General features: G+C 44.9%; 18 protein-coding genes and 1 pseudogene. 5 read left to right on the top strand and 14 right to left on the bottom strand.

Annotated elements, in window-relative coordinates; genetic code table 11:
- Positions 1-199 precede the first annotated feature (199 nt).
- Positions 200-2,857 carry a chitobiase/beta-hexosaminidase C-terminal domain-containing protein gene (locus tag L6H98_RS03065; protein ID WP_236412757.1) on the top strand — a complete coding sequence of 886 codons (2,658 nt, stop codon included), beginning with the start codon at positions 200-202 and terminating at the stop codon, positions 2,855-2,857.
- A 778-nt stretch (positions 2,858-3,635) separates the two neighbouring features.
- On the opposite strand, the gene L6H98_RS03060 is transcribed toward L6H98_RS03065, so the two are convergent.
- Entirely contained in the window at positions 3,636-3,944 is a 309-nt protein-coding gene (locus tag L6H98_RS03060) for a hypothetical protein (RefSeq protein WP_236412756.1), read from the bottom strand.
- 990 nt (positions 3,945-4,934) lie between these two features.
- Entirely contained in the window at positions 4,935-5,816 is an 882-nt protein-coding gene (locus tag L6H98_RS03055; RefSeq protein WP_236412755.1) for a LysR family transcriptional regulator, read from the bottom strand.
- Positions 5,817-5,930: 114 nt separating this feature from the next.
- On the opposite strand from L6H98_RS03055, the gene L6H98_RS03050 reads away from it, so the two are divergent.
- Complete coding sequence (locus L6H98_RS03050) at positions 5,931-7,307, top strand: MFS transporter (protein WP_236412752.1); 1,377 nt, start codon at positions 5,931-5,933, stop codon at positions 7,305-7,307.
- An 85-nt stretch (positions 7,308-7,392) separates the two neighbouring features.
- Here the strand turns inward: L6H98_RS03050 and L6H98_RS03045 are convergent, their stop codons facing one another.
- The 3 genes and pseudogenes from L6H98_RS03045 to L6H98_RS03035 all read right to left on the bottom strand — a co-directional run bounded on the left by L6H98_RS03045 (position 7,393) and on the right by L6H98_RS03035 (position 9,656).
- Positions 7,393-7,920, bottom strand: coding sequence for a GNAT family N-acetyltransferase (locus tag L6H98_RS03045; protein WP_236412967.1), 528 nt, complete (start codon positions 7,918-7,920; stop codon positions 7,393-7,395).
- Between the two features lie 121 nt (positions 7,921-8,041).
- Positions 8,042-8,140 (bottom strand): annotated as a pseudogene (locus tag L6H98_RS03040) (TetR/AcrR family transcriptional regulator); the annotation flags it as partial.
- A gap of 211 nt (positions 8,141-8,351) precedes the next feature.
- Positions 8,352-9,656: a response regulator transcription factor gene (locus L6H98_RS03035; RefSeq protein WP_236412750.1), complete on the bottom strand. Its 1,305-nt coding sequence runs from the start codon at positions 9,654-9,656 to the stop codon at positions 8,352-8,354.
- Between the two features lie 160 nt (positions 9,657-9,816).
- On the opposite strand from L6H98_RS03035, the gene L6H98_RS03030 reads away from it, so the two are divergent.
- On the top strand, positions 9,817-10,434 hold the full coding sequence (locus L6H98_RS03030) for a GNAT family N-acetyltransferase (protein WP_236412749.1): 618 nt from the start codon (positions 9,817-9,819) through the stop codon (positions 10,432-10,434).
- Positions 10,435-10,678: 244 nt separating this feature from the next.
- On the opposite strand, the gene L6H98_RS03025 is transcribed toward L6H98_RS03030, so the two are convergent.
- The 4 genes from L6H98_RS03025 to L6H98_RS03010 form a co-directional block, all read right to left on the bottom strand.
- Positions 10,679-11,275 carry a hypothetical protein gene (locus L6H98_RS03025; RefSeq protein WP_236412747.1) on the bottom strand — a complete coding sequence of 199 codons (597 nt, stop codon included), beginning with the start codon at positions 11,273-11,275 and terminating at the stop codon, positions 10,679-10,681.
- Positions 11,276-11,508: 233 nt separating this feature from the next.
- Positions 11,509-12,192 (bottom strand): GNAT family N-acetyltransferase, encoded by a 684-nt coding sequence (locus tag L6H98_RS03020; RefSeq protein WP_236412745.1) that lies wholly within the window; start codon positions 12,190-12,192, stop codon positions 11,509-11,511.
- A 510-nt stretch (positions 12,193-12,702) separates the two neighbouring features.
- Positions 12,703-14,667, bottom strand: coding sequence for a TetM/TetW/TetO/TetS family tetracycline resistance ribosomal protection protein (locus L6H98_RS03015; RefSeq protein ID WP_236412744.1), 1,965 nt, complete (start codon positions 14,665-14,667; stop codon positions 12,703-12,705).
- 777 nt (positions 14,668-15,444) lie between these two features.
- Positions 15,445-16,104: a nitroreductase family protein gene (locus tag L6H98_RS03010; protein WP_236412743.1), complete on the bottom strand. Its 660-nt coding sequence runs from the start codon at positions 16,102-16,104 to the stop codon at positions 15,445-15,447.
- Between the two features lie 364 nt (positions 16,105-16,468).
- On the opposite strand from L6H98_RS03010, the gene L6H98_RS03005 reads away from it, so the two are divergent.
- A complete protein-coding gene (locus tag L6H98_RS03005) occupies positions 16,469-16,810 on the top strand; it encodes a helix-turn-helix domain-containing protein (RefSeq protein WP_236412742.1) in 342 nt (113 codons plus the stop codon).
- A 560-nt stretch (positions 16,811-17,370) separates the two neighbouring features.
- A complete protein-coding gene (locus tag L6H98_RS03000; protein ID WP_236412741.1) occupies positions 17,371-19,515 on the top strand; it encodes an MFS transporter in 2,145 nt (714 codons plus the stop codon).
- Between the two features lie 4 nt (positions 19,516-19,519).
- Here L6H98_RS03000 and L6H98_RS02995 read toward each other — a convergent pair whose 3' ends face one another.
- The 5 genes from L6H98_RS02995 to L6H98_RS02975 form a co-directional block, all read right to left on the bottom strand.
- The gene (locus L6H98_RS02995) at positions 19,520-20,029 is read right to left on the bottom strand and encodes a DUF4188 domain-containing protein (RefSeq protein ID WP_236412740.1); all 510 of its coding nucleotides are present in this window, start codon (positions 20,027-20,029) and stop codon (positions 19,520-19,522) included.
- 6 nt (positions 20,030-20,035) lie between these two features.
- Positions 20,036-20,677 (bottom strand): TetR/AcrR family transcriptional regulator, encoded by a 642-nt coding sequence (locus L6H98_RS02990; protein ID WP_236412739.1) that lies wholly within the window; start codon positions 20,675-20,677, stop codon positions 20,036-20,038.
- A 281-nt stretch (positions 20,678-20,958) separates the two neighbouring features.
- The gene (locus L6H98_RS02985) at positions 20,959-21,537 is read right to left on the bottom strand and encodes a hypothetical protein (RefSeq protein WP_236412738.1); all 579 of its coding nucleotides are present in this window, start codon (positions 21,535-21,537) and stop codon (positions 20,959-20,961) included.
- On the bottom strand, positions 21,528-22,499 hold the full coding sequence (locus tag L6H98_RS02980) for a 3-oxoacyl-[acyl-carrier-protein] synthase III C-terminal domain-containing protein (protein WP_236412736.1): 972 nt from the start codon (positions 22,497-22,499) through the stop codon (positions 21,528-21,530). Before L6H98_RS02980 ends, L6H98_RS02985 begins: the two co-directional genes overlap by 10 nt.
- The gene (locus L6H98_RS02975; protein WP_236412735.1) at positions 22,492-23,442 is read right to left on the bottom strand and encodes a methyltransferase domain-containing protein; all 951 of its coding nucleotides are present in this window, start codon (positions 23,440-23,442) and stop codon (positions 22,492-22,494) included. Before L6H98_RS02975 ends, L6H98_RS02980 begins: the two co-directional genes overlap by 8 nt.
- Between the last annotated feature and the right edge of the window lie 4 nt (positions 23,443-23,446).

Here is a 23,446-nt window from a genome sequence, read left to right as displayed (position 1 = left end):
AAGGGCCTTTACCGAGCAGAATCGTTCAACCCGGCTTCGTTTTGTTCAACCTCAGCCGCTATTTTTTCAACCGTTTCAATGGATAATTCAAATCTGACTTTTATTGTAAACGCTATCATTTTAAGTGCCGCAAGTCGACTGACATGAAACCACCTCATGGATTGACCTTTGCGGTAAACCATGAAAAAGGAGAGCTGAGATGAAAAGTAGATCCGGTCGTTTAGCTTCACGATGGGGAATTCCGCTCCTTATATCCACCATGCTCGCTTCGTTTGCTCCCGCTCCTTCCCTAATTTACGCCAATCAGAATCAGAGCCAGAACCTTAACCGTACCAGCCACACGATTACGATTGATACGAATGATGTGATTCAGGATGATTTTCTCGGCGTTGGCGTCAACACTATTCCCACGGCCCTGATGCCTGGGCAAACGCAATACGGGTATACGGAAGCCCACTGGGAGGTAGACAACAAGCGAATTCAGACCATTCAGCCCAAGGTGGCCAGAGTGTGGTTTCAGATCGACTGGATGGAGCCTGTGAAAGGAAACTATACGTGGGACAGCGCCAAAATGAAAGCTTTCTACAAATACCTGGACGCCTTCAAGGCTGCCGGAACCGAAATCGAGCTGAACTTTGGCTGGAAGGTGGGATCAACGGTGCATGACTGGTTTACCATTCCGGGGATAGATCCATGGACAAGTGCGCCTGCTGACCTGGATGCTTATGCGGCTTCCGCCTCTGCCCTGCTGGAGGAGTTGATACTGAACCGCGGTTACGACAACGTGAAATATTTGACGTTTTATAACGAACCGAACGGCAGTTGGGACTTTGAGGCTCCCGGTGACCAGAAAGCCTATTATGCCGAAATGGTTAATAAAACGAGTGCCAGGCTGACTGCGGACGGTCTACGCGATCTGATCGAAATCTGGGGTCCCGAAGAGACTGGCGCTCCGGCTTGGATTGAGTACATGAAACAACATGCGGATGATGCCATCGATGGATACAGCTTCCATGTATATGGGGAATCGTACGAAGGACTGGGGAATGCCTTTGTGTTGCGGAAACAGTATGTCGGCGACAAGCCGCTTCATCTGACCGAATTCGGCTGGGCAGATGATCAGGCGAGCAATTGGGATGCGGGTTATGCAAACTCGGTCATTCAAACCGCCAATATGGGCGTGAAATCAGCTCTCATGTGGCAGTTAAACGGGGTTTGGACCAATGATCCTACCGGCGGAACGAACGGAACATATACGATGTGGGATGCGCTGGTACTGGGGCTGACTCCTCGCAAAACATTTTATATCGCAGGCATGCTGAATCGTTATATTCCTGAGCACAGCGAGGTTCTGGCTGTGGATACGGGCGGTTCGACCGACGTACGCGCCGCGGCGTTCAGAGGCGACGACGGCAATTATACCGTGCTCGTAGAGGCCAAAGCCGGCACGGAAAAAGAGATCACGCTCGATTTTGGCAGTACTGCGGTCAACCAGACGTTCCGTAAATTTGAATACAACAACGATATTGTTCAAGAAGCCAATGCGGTTCTTCCTCCGGTTGCAGCAACCTTTCCAGGAGGAACTTCGCTGACAGACCGCGACGTGGATGGAGATTACAATGTGATCATCTACACGACCCGGCCTGCCGAGACCCAAGTCAAGCTGGATGAAGTAAATCCTACTGTCCGCTCAGGTGATTCTATCACGCTTGGGGCAGAAGTAATCGATAATACCGGAAGTGTGACTTGGAGCGTCGTTGGACAAAACAACGGCACCATTAACCGTAGCAGCGGCGTATATCAGGCACCACAGGTGACGGATGAAACGATGATTGCGGTTCGCGCGACCAGCACGGCCGATCCATCGGCGTATGGCGTCGCCCTCGTACGCGTCCTTCCTGCGTCACAGGCGGATAAAGTCGAAGTTCCAACATTCAGCCTGGATCGGCACATATTCCCTAGCTCCGAAGTGCTCTATCTGGAGACGGCGACGAGCGGAGCGCAAATTCGGTATACGACAGACGGCAGCGAACCTACGGCCCAGTCCTCCCTGTATGTCAGACCGATTGTGCTGAACGAAGGTTCACTTGCACTCTATAAAGCCAAAGCGTTCAAAGATGGTATGCAACCCTCAGGCACGGTATCCTCCCTGTATCAGATCGGACAGATCAGCAGCGCACCGGACGGGTATAAGCTGTGCATGGTCGAAAACGGTGGAGAGTGTTATTTTCAGGGTAAAGCGGTTGTCGCTTACGGTGCAGACGGATTATTTAATTATTCCATTCAGGAAAACGGCGTTGCTTGTACAAGCGCCATTCTCGGCGATCCGATTCCGGGCGTAGACAAGCGATGCTTTGTTAACCCCGAAATTCCGGATGAGCTTCCGGTAGTCACGCTCTTCAACGCCGGTTTTGAAAAACCGGCTACCACTTCGGCCAGACCGGGACCTATGACCAACGGATGGGTGTTCGACAGCCGCTCCGGCGTGCAGCATAACAACGGTGCATTCCAGGCCACTGCCGCGCCCCAAGGTGTGCAGACAGGTTATCTGAAAACGGATGGCGGCGTCTCCGGCACGATAAGCCAGCCGATCCATTTCAAGCCGGGAACGTACCAAATGTCGTTCAAGGCGGCCAAACGCACCAGCTTTGGCGGCACCCAGTCCTTTGACATCTATTTCGATGATCAAATCATCGGTTCGTATCAGCCTGAATCCGGCAACTTCCAGACCTTCCGCACAGAGCCCTTCGAGACGGCTGGCGGAAAACATACGATCAAGTTCGTAGCCACAACGACTCAAGGTGACAATACGGCTTTTATTGACGATGTACGAATTTCGTTTCCACAGACCCCCTAAGACCCCATATATCGCCAATTCGAGCTTTGAGTCCCCTGTGGTTAACCGATCCGTCAGGCACGTTGAGCGGGATCGTTGCTGGATGGAGCTTTAATGATTAGGCAAGGATGTTGCGCGGTGGCAGCAGCGTAACTTCTGCTCCAGTACCCGCCGGGGTTCAGGCTGCATTTGTTCGAAGTCAACATGGCGTTCAAGGTTCATTTCATCAGTCGCTGACGTTTCCTGCGAGCAGCTACGCCATTAACTTGAAAGCTGCCGCTCAGAATGCAAATGTGCCAACACATGTCTCAAAGTGAAGTCATTGCCTCAAGTTGAAGAAACTAGTTTAGACTGATTCCATATAATAAGCAACGGCCAGTTTTAGATCTTAAAGTCTTAGACTGGCCCTTGCTGTTGTTCAACTAACGTTTCCCGTTAGCCATCCATGTCCCTGTCGGTACACCAGAATAATTTTCAGGGTAGCTTAATGTCTATAGGTATTCTTCGTACTATAATTTTGTATTGTCTTATTTTAAAGACAGAAGAAGTGGAAACAACGTTGTTCGTTTCTTCTTCCAATTTCTGTACCGTCTTTTTAATGTTTTAAAGTGACTACCTATCGTACGGGCCTCCTTTTTTTGCACGCAAAAAAAGACAAAACAGTGTACACGACAATCGCCACATACCAATTTTGTCTCCATATTCCAGCAACTGACGGATCGGTTCCCGGGTACGCAGGATGAGGGTCCAATCCGTACAGCTCAATATATCCCCTTCGTTCATCGAAGTCCCTTCCCGCTTATTTCAGTACTTTATTTAATTCTTCCGCTTTCTTCCTGCTGTCTATTCTAACATAAAAATAAAAGCCGATGACGTGCAGCACGATGGAAAAGAGCCACATTCCCGGGAACCACGGCGCGATGAGTTCAAATATCTCCTTCGAGAACAACCATACTGCAGCCATGCTTCCAATAAGGTTCAGCGTAGAGGAGATGGCGATGTTCCAGAACGGTTTCAACGTCAAATGATTCCAAAGCGCGTTATACATCACGCCGAACACTACCGCAGCAATACCGGCAATGCCGGCCGCATTCCATAACAACGACACACGGACCGTTTCTCCTTGATAAAACAGAGTCAATAACAGCGCCACCCACAACAAGCTCAACGTAAAAATTGACCCCATTTTTTTGCTTATTCTTTTAATGTGATGTAATCCATGCTCTAAAATAGAGATTGTACATCGTATTCTTCCATTATTCAATTTAATAAACCTTCACAATTCCAGAAAAGCGCCCGTTTAGGCTTAAGACTTTGAGCGAGATTTCGGTACCCGATAGCCCCCCCATCGTGACAATCTCCTGATATTTTGACAATCGCAACGGCCACCCCCAAAACGAAACCTTCCATTCCTTCATTTGCTCTTCTATATATGTATGAATGACCTATAATGATTCCACTATCATTAATACCTCTCTCATATAGTCCTCTTTCCTTAATCTAACTATAATCTGATCGGACGCTTAAGGATTTGCTCGGTTTGCCTATATCGCGCAGTTATCTGGTGCCGATCGGCTTTGATTTACAACTTTGATGAAAATACTTCTGAATAGAAATACATTTGGAAGGAGATGATGCACGCTCAATGTGCCTTCTATCTCTTTGAAAACGTATACGGCTAGACTCTAACTTTAAGTTTTCACTTTTTCAGCTTAAAGGAATAACTAACGACCATCCTTGTCATGTTTAAAAACTTTGCGTATATTTTCGTTAAAATGTTGTTATTCTATCTCTAACTTGGTAGTAAACATAAGCATCCGATCAATTTTAAGAGGTTGTTATGCCTGCCATTCAGTAATAACCGTTTTTGCGTATCCTATGTAAACGATGTGAATGTCATTAACCTCCACCCATTTGCATTATTAAATAAAATCTTCAGTGTGTTTAGCTCATAGAAGAACATATCCACTATGATAAAGAGCCGCTAAATATAGCGACTCCAATAGAAATATAATCTTGCCCTTCTCCCCTTATGGTATACATAGCTCATTTTTCTCCTTATTAGTTCAAATTAATTTTAAGAAGAATTATACATTATTTAATATTTTCCATAAAAATCAGTTAGAAACAGCTGAAATTCGCGCGCAGCTTGGGACAGGTAACGCGCATCATTCCATGCAACGGAAAACGCCCGCCTACTTTCCACGCCTTCAATCCGGAGTAAAGGGTAGGACGGAGGTTCATCGCTTTTACAGCCGGGAATTAACGCTACGCCCAGACCGGCTTGGACGAGATGGCCTAGAGCGGCGGGCTCCTCCACCTCGCATACGATGTTCCGCTGTATGCCTGCCCGTTCTATAATTCCGTCGTTGACTTCGCGGAACGGATGGCCGTTTTTGTATTCGATAAACGGTTCGTCTGCCACCTCTTTCAAAGAAATGCTGTCCCTGTACGCAAAGCGGTGTCCGCGCGGGACAGCCAGAAATACCTCCGTCCACAGCACGGGCAGGTTGGAGATGCCTGGCTGCGGCGATGGCAGGGACCCGAATGCGAGGTCCACGCTGCCCTCCTCTAGCTGCTCTTTGATACTGTACGTTGCTGCGGGCGCAATTTGATTGATGCGGAAGTTGACCTCCGGATACTGGCTGCGAAAAGCAGCCAGCGCAGGCGAAAGGCGATTCAGCGTATTGGTTGCAATTACGATCGTTCCCCGTTCCAGCCCTGCCATATCCGTGATTTCCTTCCGTCCTTCCTCCAGCAAGCTCAATGCTGCCTCGGCTTTTGCAAGAAATGCTTTGCCAAAGTCGTTAAGCCGAATTTGACGGTTGCTCCGGTCGAACAATGGCACGCCCAAATCCTCTTCCAGCCTGGATATTGTCTTACTGAGAGCGGGCTGCGCGATATGCAGCTGCTCTGCCGCTTTGGTCATGTGCCCCAATCTGGCTGTTATGCGGAAATAGTGAAGCTGCAGCAGTTCCAAGTTTTCACCTTCTTTTCATACACTAAAAGTTATGGATAGTGGACTAAATATATATTTTTCATTATTTATTTAACAGTATAAAATACGGAGTGACTAAAAGAAAGGGTGATTTCCATGAACGTAAAAAAACTATTGTATATCCTCGCCTTCACGTTGATTCTGTCCTCCATGAGCGCAACCATGTTTAATATTGTGCTACCCAAAATGGGAGAGGAATTCGGCTTGTCCTATTCGCAGGTGAGCTGGGTATCCGCCATTTACCTTTTGGTCTATGCTATTGGCTCTGTAGTCTATGGCAAGTTGGCCGATCTGATCAAACTGAAAAACCTAATGACCTTTGGCCTTGTGCTTTTCTCCATCGGTTCGTTGATCGGGCTAATCTCCCAGGACTATTGGATGGTGATCATAGCCCGGGTCCTGCAAGCTTCTGGAGCTGCGGTCATCCCTGCCTCGGCGATGATCGTTCCGGCAAGATACATTCCGGCAGAACGGCGTGGCTGGGCGCTGGGAATAACGGCGAGCGGTTTGGCCATCGGGAATGCACTTGGGCCGATCGTATCCGCCCTGCTCGTCAGCTTTGCCCATTGGCGCTGGTTGTTCTTCCTGCCGCTGCTTCTTGTTTTTACATTGCCTTTGTATCGCAAATATCTCGGAGATGAACAAGGGGACGGTGGTAAGCTGGACTGGATCGGGGGAGGTTTGCTGGCGGGAACTGTAGCATCTCTTATGTTGGCGATTACGTTCTCGGATTGGAGAGCGGCTGTTCTTGCCGCAGTATTCTTGCTGTTGTTCCTTTTCCGCATTTCCAAGGCGGATACACCGTTCGTCAATCCTGCCTTGTTCCGAAACAGCCGCTTTTCGTTGAGCTTGACCATTGCATTTGTGGTGATGGCTATAAGCTACTCACTACCTTTTCTTACTCCGCAGCTGCTGGCGGATGTCCACCGGCTTTCGCCGAATTTGATCGGGTTTGCCATGGTGCCTGGAGCTGCGGTTGCGGCCATTTTGGGGCGAAAAGCGGGTAGACTGGCAGATTCCAGAGGAAACAATGCGTTATTTTCATTAGCCGGCGGGCTGCTCGTGACATATTTTTTACTGCTGTCTTTTTTTGCTGGTTTGCCGCCCGTGCTTGTTGCTTTATTTCTTGTTTTCGGGAACGTTGGGCAAATATTCATGCAAATTGCAGTATCCAATACGATAGCAGGTACACTGCCCAAGGAACAGATGGGAATCGGAATGGGACTGTTCTCGATGGTAAATTTCATATCCGGCGCCGTGGCAACGGGGGTTTACGGAAAAGCCATCGACCAAGGCGCGACCTTTCGCCTCAATCCGTTTTATGATTACGCGGATTCATATGTGTACAGCAACTTGTATACATTATTGGCGTTCGTCGTCTTGGGGGTGTGGACCATCTATTGGCTCTGTTTTCGTAGCGGGGCGCCTATAAGTCCAAGCGCAAAGAACGTTAAGAAACAGGCAGCGAGCTAATGAAATGATAGCAGAAAAAGACACCTCGGGCACCATGTGTAGTAAGCTCACGTCTCTTATACCAAAGACGTGGGCTTTTTGGAATTTATACTCCGTCCCCGACCCTCAACCTCCAGTCATTACATCGTATGGGGGTACCAACAGGGTATTCAAAATCACATTCACCAATAAGGGAGAAGCCGAGCTTGCGACAAATGGCATTAGAAGCAGGATTGCTGATTTTAGGAAAAGCATGAATGAATTCATGTTTCTTTTCAGAATGGATCGAAGCTATGGCTTTTGCTGTTGCTTCTGTGGCGATCCCTCTGCCTTGGAATACTGGTAAAACACTCCATCCCACCTCATAAATCGATTCTCCTTGCCAAGACTGATCCCAATAGCCCACACTGCCAACAACCTCAAGACTCGGAAATAGGAGAATCTTAAACATTCGTCCTGTTCCTCTTTCAGCGATTTCACAATAGCGCCTATGACGAGTCACGAGTTTTTCCTCAGTTTCTGGACCTCCAAGGTGCGCTGTCATCTCTGGCGAATTTAATTGGCGAAGTAAACCTAGATCCCCTTCATTCCAAAGTTCAATGATTACTTTTCGCATATTACTTTGTTCCGTAATGTTACTCACCTCACTGTTTTTTTCGATCGAAACAAAACTATAAAACATCTGCTGTTTTCATTTTAATCATACCGGAACATACATTCTTAATCCATCTAAATTCACCTCAATAAGCAACCTACGCTTCTGCCGCAATTTGATTAATCGTGATGCTCTCGAATTCCTTTTCTGACATTAGCCTCATAAAAGCATCACTAATCGCTTGCCTTGATTTTGAAATACGCTTGGCATAATCCTTCTCCCCTTTACCCCATTCAAAAAATGGTCACTTTGAAGTCCTGTGTTGAAAACTCAACAACCCCGCAACTGCTGCAGTTCAACGGTCAATTACCGTCAGATCTGCTCTTTTCGTTTTAATTCTAAATACTGAATAACCATGACGCATTCTTTCATGACTGTTTAAGCCTTCACGCTCTTCGATGAGATCAACGTTAACGAATTTCAATTGTCCACCCCTTCATATGTTCTGACCCATAAGTAAGGGTATAGTTTTGAAGCAGCTGTTGAATTGTTGCGATCTGCTCTGAAATAGCTTTATTACTTGTTCTCACAATGAACACAGGATGAATATCGTTTTCGCTAAATTTATTAATAATCAATGTCAGAAATTTAATATTACTTTTTTGAGAATTTAAGTTCTCTTCGAATCCAAAAACTTTGTATGGACTTGAGTCATTAGCTTGAAGAATCAATTGTAGATGCTTATCTAAATTACCCATGAGAAATTCAGATACTTTTATCAGGTATGGAGAGTTTGATTTTTGATCATAAGGAACAAATAAATCAATATGAATTCGCTTATTTTTTTCATTGCAAATTGCTTCATCACTGTAAAATAATTCACTATGCATTGGAATAACTAATGTTGGATCGATTATTTCCCTACAGAGTTCTATCTCCTCTTGCTTTTTTTTATTTTCTTTTCGAAATTCTTTCGGTCCCTCTGGGAAAATCTTATTAAACTTTTGATAAAAATATCTCGGAGAAGAGAAACCACTCTCGTTTGATATATCAACAAGGCTTAAATCTGTCGTTAATAATAGTTTGATCGCATGCTCAATTCGTAAGTAATGAAGTAGATTTTGCAGCGTATCTCCTATTAATAACCTGAATTGTGATGATAAATAATCTAAATTTAAATATTCCTCTGTAATTTTGGCAATTTCATTCAAAGACGCCTTGTTGGTATAGCCCTTGAAATGAAATAAATAATTATATATTTTCTCCATTCGTTGCAGCTTGGCTGAGTTTCCTGCGAAAATTCTTTTGACATCAAAATTCGTCATGAGTAGATCCAACAATTTTTCGATAATATTTATTAGGGTTAAGTATCGTATCTCACTCTTGTTTACAACTGGAGATATTAGTCTGCATATTGCTTCATTCGTTTCTTTTATTCGCTCTGACCCTAGATATGTTCCAGGGCTGAATTCATGAGCAAACCAAATTTTTGATATATCCGAACAATAATCTTTTGCGAATTCAGCATCTATATTTATTTGGAGAACTAAATTATTTTCATTAGTCTGCAATAGACGGTGAACTTGATTGATATTGAAAATTTCAATGGCACCCTTACCTAAGCTTCTCTCCTCGTCTGCAATTGCAATATGAATGCTGCCTTCCAATACAATAACCACTTCAATGGAATTACTCCAACGAAACGGTTCATCTCTAACTCTTAGAAACTGTACGTTTAAAGGAGTATTCTGGGCCAAATAGCTCTTACTACTCATCGTTTATTCCCACCTTTCAAATCAACTGTCATTAAAAGCAGCCTGAGTCTAAGAAATGTACCAACAAGTCAAAGAAATGTGAATTGTTCATTTTGCCTCATTTTAGGAAAATGAAACATGGAACATCAATGAACTTTAAAAAAGATGGGGGGAACTAACATTGAATCAAGTTGAGCTCACTTCCAAGCTTAATCTCCAACAACAAAAACACGTTGCAAATTTATTTTACGAAGCTTTTCCATTGAAAGTAAAATATCTTTGGTTTTATGCAAAAACTAAAGAGCAAGCAGTTGAGCTATTAGCTCAATCCATTCAATTTGAACAAGGCGTATATGCAATAAGAAATGGAGAAGTGGTTGGGTTTCTCGGATATAATATTGGAAAAAAAGCCTTTGTGCCTGCCAATTATATCGCTTTTCGGAAGGTTTACTCTCCATTCGCAGCGATTTGGCGATTTGTTTTTTATGCTGTTTATTTAAGGTTTCATTTGTACAGGGAAGATATATTGCATATTGATCCTATTGCTGTGTCTGAAAAAGCTCGTGGCAACGGGATAGGTAAGTTGTTATTAAACAAGGTAGAACAAATTGCAAAAAACAAGCAAATTCCCAAGATAAATCTAGAGGTTGTTGACACTAATCCGTCAGCACAAAAATTATATGAACGTTACGGTTATATTATCAAAAAAGAGCTTAAATCGGGCTCGCTTACTGTAAAAGCTGGCTTTAGGAAAGTGATATTTATGCAAAAGAGTTTAGATATCCCTACGACAACCTAATCTGATTGACACAAACAGCTGCTGAGTGCTCCAGTTCCTTGTACTCGTTATTGATGTCTTTCTAAAGATACAAAGTAAATCATGTTATTGAGGTAAGTCGATTACAATAAATTTGCCCCATAGTTGTTTAAAGGCAGCTGACCATATTGATCAGCTGCCTATTTTGATTGTATTAAGCTGTCGTTTCCCCGTTAGATTCGCAGACTTCAATCGTATAAACCATGCCAAAACAGTTATTCTATTATTATTCTATTATTAACTCACCCTTAATTCTGTACTTCACCTTATTATTAGAAGGCTCTTCTTCCCTCTTCGCCATATGGATCTCAGGTTCAATTAAAAACTCTTTTGTACATAACTTACTTTCATTATTCGGATCTTTATACACCAATATGATATTCAAACTGAATAAATTCAAGTTTTCATTAAATGCCCTTATGTTCAATAAGTATATGTAACATTTAGGAAGATGTATTTTTATACCGTGTTTTTCTGCGCCAACAGGATGAACCGCTCCCATTTCCTCAAGATGAAAATTGATTTCATGTTTGATATTTTCTACTTTATTAAATTCGGAAAGATAAAATGAATGATGATTTTCACCATTGAAAACGATGTGATCTTTCATAAAATCACTTAATTCATCAAAATCAACCGCAATCTCAACCATGACATTTTCTGCTGGGATATTTCCATGATTATAAACTTCTAGATAAAAACCAGATTTTTCGTCTTGAAACGATTCCTCCACACCACTTCCCCAGTCCTGAAAGAGTGGTTGATGGAGTTCAACTTCAAATGTTTTAGACGGTATGGCTAAGTTTACTTTTCTACTATTCATCTGTTCGTCCGTCGCCGTTTGATGATTCTTTTTCAGTCGAAGCACAGCAAACACAGATATGAATGGTTAATGAATTTACAGGTAAAATAACGATTAGAGATACGCCTCATTGCAATAGGAACATGTTCTTGTCCAACACGGTAATCGGGTACATGGTCTTGTACCGAAAAAAAAGCCGCTAATATAGCGACTTCAATGGGAGTATGTGCTTGTCCCTCGAGATTAAATTCGGTCTACCTCCTCTTGTAAGCAGCCTTATGAAAAGCATTGATATAACCAAACAGTGCTTCGCCATCATCAGGCACATCCGTATTTCCATCCAGTGGCAGCATCATTGCCTGATAAGGCTCTGGCACCATTCTATATTGATGAACATAGGAAGTTAGGACGAACCCGTTGCGTTGCCAAAACTGAATGCGTTCCTGATGAGCCTCCGTTGTGCCGGATTCCGCCTCGATAATCATACCTTTGATCCCGTGTTCCTTTAACCCCCAGGCTCTGAGCTGCTCCAGCATCCAAGTCCCGATACCCGATCCGCGCAGCTTCTGTTTAACCGCGAGGTAATCGATGATCAGGATGCGGTTCGCTGCCTTCCCCGCCAGTCCAGTAACAGCCATCGCAACCACTTCTCCATGATGCACGCCCGTGTGTAAGTAACCAATCCCCCGGTCCAGCATACTGCGCAGAATCGCTTTTGTCTTGGCGCCGGTTGGAAAAGCCTCATGATATATCCGCTCCATCCGCGCCCACAATGCTTCATCCCACGCCTCTATAGTAGTAAACTCTAATTCCAGCATCTCATTCGCCTCCAGATTTTTATCATAACAAATTCCGCCTCTGCTAATACTGTTAATGCTGCTGCTGTTTTTATTTATTCCGTGTAATCGGTTTTGTACAATTTTTTTGAGATTATCCATTAAACAATTTACTTCTCTGGTTGGGGGGAAATAATGCCCTACTTCAACAGGATATGTTCGTCGTCTTTTCCTAAGCAATAAGCAGATAAACCTAAACAAGGGAACCGGCTCAGGGCCAGTCTAACATAGAGAACATAATAATTGGCTTATACTTATATTAACCATAGGAGTTGTCGTCATTAAAAGTATATTGATTCCATCGATAATGGCAAACAAATGTTGATCAATTACGAAATGTTCGTGGAAGACTTTTCTGAGAGAATGACTATGTACACCAACTTGTTAGTGTAATTGGAGCATAAAATAGATGGCCTTCTCGTAAAGTTGGTAAAAAGCAAAAAAGCACCAGCACCTGCTTCGCAGGGATCTGGTGCTTTCAGAGAATTGTATTCAATACGATTAGTATAATCTACGATCCTAAGGCTCGTCAGCGCTCGGAATTTCGTAATATTGCTCAAGCCGTGAAGACCTATAATTCCATAAATCCCCATGTCAGTCCCCTAATATCATTCAAGGTTCTAATTCAAGGTGCATCTTGGCTTCCGCCTCATCCCATGGTACCGAGTAACCCGCCCCCTTGGCGCAAAAGATGGAGGAAGATGTATACAATGGGTCTGCCCCTTTGCGGTAGCCCATACGCTCTATGACTTCCTCCGTATTATGGCAGCGGTCGTAGCCGCCGAACACGCAGCGGATACTGCCTCGTCCATGCGTAAAGGATGCAAATTCGGCACTGTAGTTCATAAAAGTCGACACAGGCACCCTGCCCGTGACCACCGCTTGCGTTCCGGCTGTCTCCGGCGGATTAAAAATACCTGAAGCACGCTGAATATCGGACAGCACCCTGCCCATTTCATCGATAGCGACTTTGATTTTGAAATCGTAATAGGGCTCCAGCAGCACGTTGTCCGCCTTCTCCAGACCCTGCCGTAGTGCTCGAAAGGTAGCCTCACGAAAATCGCCGCCATGGGTATGTTCTTTATGCGCGCGGCCCCTCAGCAGCGTGATGTTCACATCGGTGACCGGCATGCCGGTCAGCAGTCCGTGATGCTCCCGTTCGTAGAGGTGATTCCGAATCAGATTCTGATAGCTGACATTCAGATCATCGGCATGACATCTGCTATCGAACGTGATGCCGCTGCCCCTTTCTCCCGGTTCAATCAGCAGATGCACTTCCGCATAATGTCTGAGCGGTTCGAAGTGTCCGTACCCTTTCACAGCCGATTCAATCGTTTCCTTATACAAGATTTCCGGTTGTCCAAAAGAGATCGCAAAGCCAAACCGCTCTCTAACAAGCTGCTCCAGCACTTCCAGTTGAATCAATCCCATGACGCGGATCGAAATCTCCTGCAATTTCTCATCCCAAACGACGTTCAGAGACGGCTCCTCCGCCTCCAGCGTGCGAAAAGCACCGAGCACCTTCTGTACAGGTATCGAATTGTCGAATAATACCTTCGATTGTAACGTCGGCTCCGAATCGTAAGCTAACTTGTCGGATATCGCCCCCAGGCCTTGTCCGGTCTCGGCGGCGGACAATCCCGTAACCGCAAACAAATCGCCGGCTTCTACTTGTTCCACCGGCTGCGATTTAAGGCCGTTAAACAAGAAGAGCCGCGTAATTTTTTCATCATATTGAACCCCGCCGCTCTCATAACGAAGCTGTTCTCTCACCTTCAACCGACCACCCAGTGCCTTAATGAACGTGAGTCTCGCTCCGCCTGCATCGTGCCGAATTTTATACACCCGCCCCTGGAACGAAGCATCCCCGTCATAAGTGGTTGTCGTCAGCAGATGCAGCTGATCCAGAAATTCAATGACGCCTGTATCCTGAAGCGCAGAGCCGTAAGCACAGGGGAAGAGAAGACCGGCCGCGATCATCCTCTGCAAAGCCTCCAGCCAGAAGCCAGAATCATCTCTTCCCTCCAGGAATGCTTCCAGCAAAGCTTCGTCCCGCTCCGCCATGGCCTCACGCAGCGGCTCACCGATGATGCCGTCAGCGAAGCCCTGTGTAATGCAACATACTTCCCCTGTCAACTGCTGACGGATATCCGCCTCGGTTCTGCCTGCATCCGCTCCGATCCGATCCGTCTTGTTGATAAAGAAAAACGTCGGAACCCGATGCTTACGCAGCAGCTGCCAGACTGTCTCAGTATGGCCTTGGACGCCTTCAACTGCGCTTACAATCAGAATGGCATAATCAATGACCTGAATCGTTCGCTCCATCTCCGGGGAGAAATCGACGTGTCCTGGCGTGTCTATTAAATAGTAGCTGTCTCCTTTATATTCTATTACCGCCTGATCTGCGAACACCGTAATGCCCCTTGCCCGCTCGATCTCGTGGCTGTCCAGAAACGCATCCTGATGATCCACCCGCCCTCGCGACCGGATACTGTTCGTATGGTACAGCAGCTGTTCCGCAAAAGTAGTTTTACCTGCATCCACATGGGCGAACAGGCCAATCGTTAGTCGCTTCATCGAATCCCACTTTCACCATTTCTTGTTTTTACTGCTCATTTTATTAAAGCATAAAAATCGGGAGAGTGGGTAGGAGTCCGTTTGGAGAGAGAGTTCGATATCGTCCCAACGAGAAACACTAGTTTCTTGACTTCTCTTTCCTGCTATACTCAACCACGTAAATACTACCTGACATGTGAATGGATTATCGATTTGGTGTGAATGAATTCACACTTACATCAAGGAGTAATCTATGCCAACAAATACGTTCTTTCGTTTAGATGAAGCAAGGCGCGAGGAAATATCTAATAGCGTTATGCATCTTTTTGTTGAAAATCTTTATGAGGATATGACAGTAATAAAATTCCCTTTTCCAGCTTTTCCTTACCGACCATCTTTGATCGTTTTTTACAAGTCATAATGGACTCCGGTGGGAAAATCAACAAACTTCGACTTCTTAGCCTTTAGAGGATTCATCCCTAGCCCTATGTAAATATCTCCGGTGATTGTTGAATCCGTCGCCGCAATAAGTGATGGCCAGGATGATTGATCAGGAGGAGTTCCGAATATTTTCATTAATAGCAGTCCGAATGCTTTGGTCCCCTTCGGTGTGTTTCTTCCGTACTTGATCATCTTGGTCTTTTTCGGTTTCTTCACTGTGACTCCATGGTTGAATGTGACCGTTCCGAATTAATCCGAATACCCTAAAAAATGCACCTCCAATTGTTAGTTGTGTCTAACAATTGGGGATGCAGTTCATATCCTTGGGTGTCTTTTATATTGCTTGAATGAATAATATCATGCCTTAGGTATTTCATTGAAGAAAGTGACATCTTCAATCGGTAATCTTACCGTTCGGTGTCCGGGCTTCGCCGCCTTACCGATGGCGATAAGCATAACAGGAGCGTATCTCTCTGGAATATCGAACGCCTCTACAAATTTAGTTTGGTCAAAGCCGCCCATAGGGACCGTATCATAGCCTTTAGCGCGGGCGACAAGCATAAGCTGCATGGATACCAACCCACTGTCAATAAGTACTTTTCGGAGAACATTTTCTTGAGACATGCCCGCGAACAGTCTTTGGTAACGTTCCACGAATGATTTAGCTGTCTCTTCAGGCATGTAACCCGCATCGACCGCCATTCCATAAATTTTCTCGGCCAATGTGTACCCTTCCAAATCTCCGAGTACCGCAATGACTGCTGAAGCCTCAATCACTTGCTGCTGGCTGTTGGCGATAGGAAGCAGTTTTTGCTTCAGCTCCTGCGAGTCGATTACAAGGAACCGCCACGGCTGCAGATTGGCGCCTGATGGAGCCAACGTAGCTTGCTGCAAGATTTCTTTCATTTCCTCCCGTGGGATCATTACTTCAGTATCAAAGTAGCGTATGGACCGCCGATCTTGAATAATGTTAAAAAACGGCTGCTCCACCTTTTGGTTCGGTTGCACAAAAGACATTCTTCTCTCCTCCTCATACTCACTATCCTCAATTGAGTCACAGTTAACAGTCTCATTTACTCTGTAAGAAAAAAGCCCTAAATTTCACTTTTCTTTGAAAGGATATCCGGAATCGATTAATGCCGGGAATAGCTTGCGGACACTAGAAGTGTCCAATTCCAAAATCAATATCTTTTAGTTCACATAGCCATACTCCTCCCTAAGCTTTATAAGACTAATTCTGCTTTAGTTAAACCACATAGCACTGCAGTAAAATAAGTCTTATTGTTACTATAAATTATTCAATATATAATCTAAAGTAGACACATTATTTTAATATAGCCTTATAAAGTAGACTAACTATATTATAGTAAGGAATGATTTTGTGGATATAAGCAAAGAGAACGAACTATGCCTCATCTCCATTTGCGAAGCTTTAGAGGTTGTTCGCGGAAAATGGTCTATTTTGGTACTTACCTTACTTAGTTTGGGTCCGCAGCGATTTAATCAAATGCGAAGAAATTTAGACAACGTCAGCATCAAGTCTTTAACGGATGCCCTGCGTCATTTGGAGCAGCATGAAGTAATCAACCGCCAGGTGTTGCCCACCTCACCTGTCACCGTTGAGTATTCGCTAACGGATAAAGGAAGGGCATACACACCCGTACTTCGGGAATTGCGCATATGGGGTGAAACCTGGGGGAGAGAAACGTCTGAAGCACGTTGATGATCGCGAACCCTCCTTAGGTTAAGCTGTTCCATAACTTCTCTAACCGGACTGCCGCTAATCTAATATGAATTGCATTCATCGATATTTACACTGTGGCCACGAAAAAACACCTTCAAGAAAATGCAACCATGTCGTAAGGTATGGACATCATCTTGGAGGTGTTTTTCATTTAATTAGGTTACATATCAGCATCAACTCATGCTTGGATCTTAGCCGCGGTAACCACTCACTCTCATGCAAATATATGCCACCAAGCGGGGTTTGTCCTCTTGTGGGAGATTGGGAAACATCAACTATTCATTTTGGTAACTTCTAACCGTCAGTAGAATGGTATTTAGTTCACTATCTTGCATTATTCAGTACCGCATGCTATTATTCTTTCTGTACTACTGAATAATGAACAATAGCTTGATTTGCGATCTATTTCCAACCTTGACCGGGCCGTGATCTCTTTATTCATTGACAAGAAAACACTCAGAAAACGGCTGTCAAAGTTTCCTCTTCCACGTATCTCTCCCCTTCCGTCGGGATGGAAAGGAGCTATTTTTGGAGTTTCTATGGTTACGTTGTTCATTTGTTTAGTGCAAGCTTTCTATTACCTTGGGTCACGAGGGGTTCAGGACTACTTCGTTGGTACAATATTATCGATTCTGGCCGTTCTTGGACTCACGGGTCTTATTGCAGGCGTGTTGCATTGGGCTAAAAAAATGCCTTCTCGGTATATTTGGTTCCTGCTGGCATCTATTGGTTTACTGTATCTCAGTTTTTTAGGACCCATACCGTTAACGTTATCCATTCTTTTATGCATCCTCTTCTCCTTTTCTTTACTTGGAGCCTTGCTTTATCGATTCATAAAGGGTTCGTATCGCAAAGCTGCAAGGTGGGTAAAAGTAACAGCAAGTTCAGGGATTGCTGCGGTGTTTATTTTCATTTGTGTACTGGGATATTGGCTCACTTGTGGAGGTTTTGCCGAGTTAGAGGTTCAGTATCCTTTACAAACCGTCAAGACTGCGGACAATTACTCAAACTCCGTGGCCAATCCGGCTGAACCTGGTACATTTCGTGTAAATTCAGTGACCTATGCAAGTAATCCTACGTATCGCAAAGATCTTGATACCCAAGGTCGTCTAACGACAAAGACTGTGGATGGATCGGCATTTGTAGGAAATTGGTCTTCCAGACGTACGAACACCTTTGGGTTCGGTCCAGAAGCGATGCCGCTGAATGGCACGGTTTGGTATCCTGAAGGCGACGGCCCCTTCCCGCTTGTCCTTGTTGTACATGGTAACCATCTTGCGACTGAGTTCTCTGATCCCGGATATGCCTATTTGGGAAAATTACTGGCAAGTCGTGGATATATCTTAGCTTCGATCGATGAGAATTTTCTGAATATTTCTCCGTACGATGATCTGTTTATTTTAGATGGATTGGAGGGTGAAAACCGTGCACGAGGTTGGTTACTGCTCGAACATTTAAAAACATGGGAGTCATGGAATGCTTCTGAAGGAAATCCGTTCCATGGCAAAGTAGATATGCAGCATATTGCACTGATGGGACATTCCCGTGGGGGTGAGGCCATCACTACGGCAGCCGCGTACAACGAAATGACAACATATCCTGAAGATGCAACCATCAAGTTTGATTACCATTTTAATATTCAATCCCTTGTCTCGATCGCAGGTACCGACATGCAGTACCAACCGGGCGGACAACCCATCGAGCTTCATGATATCAACTATTTGTCCCTACATGGCTCCCACGATATGGACATCAATTCGTTCGTTGGAGCGAATCAGTATTTTCGTACACGCTTTACTGAAAATAGTCATTATTTCAAATCATATGTGTACATATACGGTGCAAATCATGGACAATTCAACACGGTTTGGAGCAGATCCGATGCTGCCGGGATCGGAAACATGTTATTTAATAACTCCGAGATCCTTCCTGGTGAACAACAAATTCAAGCTGCAGAAGTATTGATTTCGTCCTTTTTGGAAGCCACATTGAGGAACAATCATTCGTATCGGACGGTATTTCAAGATCTAGGATACGCCAAGGAATGGTTGCCCGAAACGATGTATATCAGCAATTATTGGGACGGAAACACGACCACCCTCACTAATTATGAAGAAGATTCCGATCCGGGGACAACCACGTTACCCGGCGGGCGTTTGGAAGGAGACTCCCTAAAGGTCTGGAAAGAAGACAAAGTAAAGATGGAACTGTCGGATGAACAGTATAGCGCGGTTTTCTTAGAGTGGGATAACAGATCGGCTTCCTCCACTCCTGTATATAAGGTCATATTGCCGGATTCGGGGATCGATATATCTGACACAAGTACTCTTGTTTTTTCCATCGCTAACCATGATACCGGGCAAGAAGCTCATGAAGCAGACACTTTAGTCGACCTAACGATCTCCGTTGAAGATGAAACTGGAAACGTGAGTCGCTTGCCACTTAGCAATTTTTCACCCCTTCTCCCCATGTTCGAAGGTGTTCTTGCCAAGCGGCCGTTAGGATTCTTCCAAACGATTAAGGAACCGATTTTTCAAAACTTTGCTTTCGATATGAATGATTTTATTAAAGCCAACACCAATTTAGTGCCCGAACGGATCCGCAAGATTAGTTTTATTTTTGACCAGACCACCAAAGGTAATATCTTAATGAAAGACATCGGTATTCGGAATGATAAAAAATAAATGACTATGGATTTGGAGGTGTAGGCACAGCGGGTTCTCCATCGCGGCCAAGCCGCCGGCTTGCCGTTTCTCTACGACCCGTTGCCGGGACGTGAGTTCCCGCTTTTGCCAAACCAAACGTCGGCATATTGTTGTACATGCATTCATATTGCCCTTCTGGGACCAGATAGGTTTCGTGAAAAATACCTACATCTCCTCCTGTTCCAATTTTGCGGTTGAAATCCCTCCATGCCTTCAAATGGTTAGCTCCGTGTCGGGCATAGTGCTCCAAGTGTTCAAAGCTTCTCCAATATTGAATGAGTGTAAGTCCCCGTCCAGAAAAGTGATAGGAACCTTCCATGAACCCGAGCTCCTCTTTGTTCCGGTACAGTTCCTGAAGCATCGGGGACATGGCATTCATAACAGGCAGCCATTTATGTACCGCCCACCACTTGTTAATCCGAAAACCAATCACGAACACAACGAAGGAACCCTCCATATGTGCGGTATACCGACCTGCAATCACGTTACCCATGCTTATTCACTCCTTCTCCTTTATTTCAAGCAAACCCATATGCGTTTCATAGAAGCGACCGATATCCGTAGAATTGTACAATTGAGCCGTCAGGAACGCACCATAAAAAATGGTGAAACAGATCTGTACAGCTTGTTCCAAGGTAAGAGTGTAATGGAGCTTCCCAGCTTGCTGTTCATCCCTCATGAACTGTTCGAATAAAACAAACATATTAGGCGATTGACTTCCTGCTTCCTCTTGGCCCGGAAAGAGCAGCGATACTTCAGCCCGACTCAGCTCAGGCATGCAAGGCTGCATGTTCTGTTCTGCGAGAAAAGAGATCAAACTCGGCATCATTCCCGGTCTTAATTGATACTCCTTAGCGACCTCGGACAGCAAATGGCGGAATGCATGAAATCCTTTTTTCCCTTCCTGTTCGATTTCGATTATCCGTTCAGTGAGCCAAACCCGCATAAAATAAATAAGGAGATCCTCTTTACGTTGATAAAACTTGAAAAAAGTGACCTTGGATATTTCAGCTCTCTTGCAGATATCCTCAATCATGACCTGGCTGAACATCCGATCCTTCATTAAGGATAATCCCGCTTCATACAGCGCAATTTTGTTCTTGGCTTTTTTTAATTCCCTTAATGGGATATCCCGGCTCATAGCGATTGCACCTCCTTAATATTAACCACAGTAAATAAATTAACACGAGTTAATTTATTTTGTCAATGTGGCTAAATAGACAAAAAAATACCCCTTACATCGTTATACAGATGCAGGGGTACGGCCTAGTGTAAATCATTTTTTATCCTACTTGGACTCATTAAATAAATCGCCAAGGCCCGATGTCTGTGATTCGGCGCCCAAACCGCATGGTTCAATAATTAAGCACGAGTTCTTACGGAAACCGGACGCATTTCAAATGGCTGCTCGCGCGCTGGGAATTATGTTCGTCGCAACTTTAATTGGCTTGCGCCGAAGACTCCTGCATCGAACGTGATAACTTCCATTTCCAGATCGCTTGTAAACTCCGATTGGTGCAGCCCAAGCTTTAGAATCGGTTCAACTGCGCTTTTCACTCCAACTCTAACTCGGCTGCCCGGAAGTTTACGGCAGCTTTCAACTCGATAATCACCGGCCATAGTTGATACACCGATCAGTGCGCTCATACTAAAGCAACCCCCTTGCTTGTCCATATGATCTGGAATGAACGAATCTGCAATAACGCAAAGAGCATGATTTTTTGTACCGCTACTGAACATCCAGTCTAATACTGTTAATGCATTAGAGAGAGATAGGCTGCCGGACTGCCCGACGCAGATGGGCATAACCCCACTTAACCCTAATTCTTGTCTCAGTTTAGCACAGCTATTAACACCAGTTTCAAAGTCCGTCTGATGACAGTAACAGAGCAAGTCAATTCCTGCGATCCATTCCCTATTCGCTTCAATTAGATCGGTTATCCGTCCCCATGGCATATCTACCCCCCACGCTTTTTCTGCATGATGAAATGTCAAATACATAACTCGTTCACCTTCTTACCATACCGATGAATCGCACAACCGTAATAGCCACCGAAGCCAATCGAAACCGTCATATACAAGTCCCCTTCCTTCAAAAAACCTGAACGGATAGCGTGATCGATATTATTTAGGATATCGGTGTTGTGAATATGTCCGTCCTTGGAGAGGGTTAGATTGTAGAAACGTTCCAGGGGCACCTTCAGCACTTGAGCCAACATACTCCATACGTGCATCCCCAAATTGGTGCAAAAGATCAAGGCGATCTGACCAATGTGAATACCGCACTCGCTTAATGCTGCTCTCACTGCCTGTCTGACCCCTAAATAAAACGTTGAGTAATATAATTGGATACGATCTGGATCCAAATCGTATACCAGGCCGTCGACTCTCATTGCCGAAGCAATTGTCTGCTGTCCTTGACGCTGCCCCTTCATGTATAAGGCAGCACTCGCGCCGTCACCGAACACCATGAACGTATCGCTCCGTTCATAAGAATTCATAGCCCTGTCGGCAGTGATGAACAAAATTCCTTCACCTTGCTGATGCGGGACCATGAAGTAGTTCGACGCCAGGTACAACGATAAATGCATCGTGGAACAGGCATATTCCTCCAAGGGGATGAATGGGACAGCCTCAAGGGAAAATTCATCGGCTAGGGAATCAAAAAGATTCCGTTCCCCGTTTTCATTATTCGTTACACTAGCAAACATAACCGCCGCGATCTTTACATTCATTTGCAAAGCCCGGCGTAGAATTGGCCTACACACAGTGGCAATCATCTGTTCCAAATCAAGTTCCTCTTCTATAGGAACCAGCTCAAAGCCTTTGTTCAAGTATTCCGAATCGCTATTTCGAAATTTAACGCTGTCAGCCTTCACCTGCTGAATCGCTTCCTTGACATGGATACGTGACTTCGGGAGATAGACGGAATAGTCGACGATTGTCACGTTATACTCATACATTGTGATGAACCCGCTTACGGAAATGCATGATCTTGTACTGGCGTGCCCCACTTTTCATTTCATCGTACAAGGGCGTGCCGGGCACACCCATTGTGTGCCAAATCGCAGTGTCCATCTGATCTTCAGATCCAAAAGCGGCTATGCGATTCTTTTGAACCTGATCACTTGAAAGCATAACTTCCCCCGTGATATCGCGTGATATAAGCAGCTCGAAGCCCAGTTCAAGCAAATATCGTTCACCATCGTTAAACTTCCAGGTCGGCAAATCGTCCGCATAAATGAAAGTCCCGCCCGGCTTCAGCACCCGAAAGACCTCGTCATAGAAGGACTTAATCGATGGGTATAGATCAGACGCTTCCATGTTGAGGACCATGTCACAACATGACGAGCCGATAGGGAGCCTCTCGGCGTCCCCGATACAAAAATAAGCATTTGGGTGTCGGTTAGTCCATTGACAAAATGCAATATTGGCTTCAGTGAGATCTAAGCCAACGACGCTTCTTACACCATAACTTCGACAAAGCTCTCGCACGCTTCCGCCCCTGCCACAGGCTACCTCCAAGATGTTCGCATCCTCGAGATTCAGACCATCCAAACATTCCTGCAGAAGCCGGATAGAGTTTCGATTGACACTAGCCGGAGCCTGACTGCTATTCGAGGCGAACCCCCAATTAATAAATGTCGAGAAACGGGACAAGCCACTCTCGTTCAGGGATTGATTGTAGGCAGTGAACATTTCCATGACACCCTTCTTTAAGGCAGCAGAATCCCTGCTGTCATGTCCCTGTAGTTCACCCAGCATAAATGGAACACCGCCATCACCTATGGAGTAACTGACCGTACAGTCCAGGCACAGCAGCTCTTGATCCGCTTCTTGCAGTTCTGACTTGCAATAGGGACATACTAGGACGATGCCGGTTACCGGCCAACGAATCATATGCATGACA

Source organism: Paenibacillus sp. JJ-223, assembly GCF_927798175.1.
Lineage (GTDB): Bacteria > Bacillota > Bacilli > Paenibacillales > Paenibacillaceae > Paenibacillus > Paenibacillus hubeiensis.
Note: the sequence above shows the minus strand (reverse complement) of the source record. Positions and strands in the feature narration are given on the sequence as shown.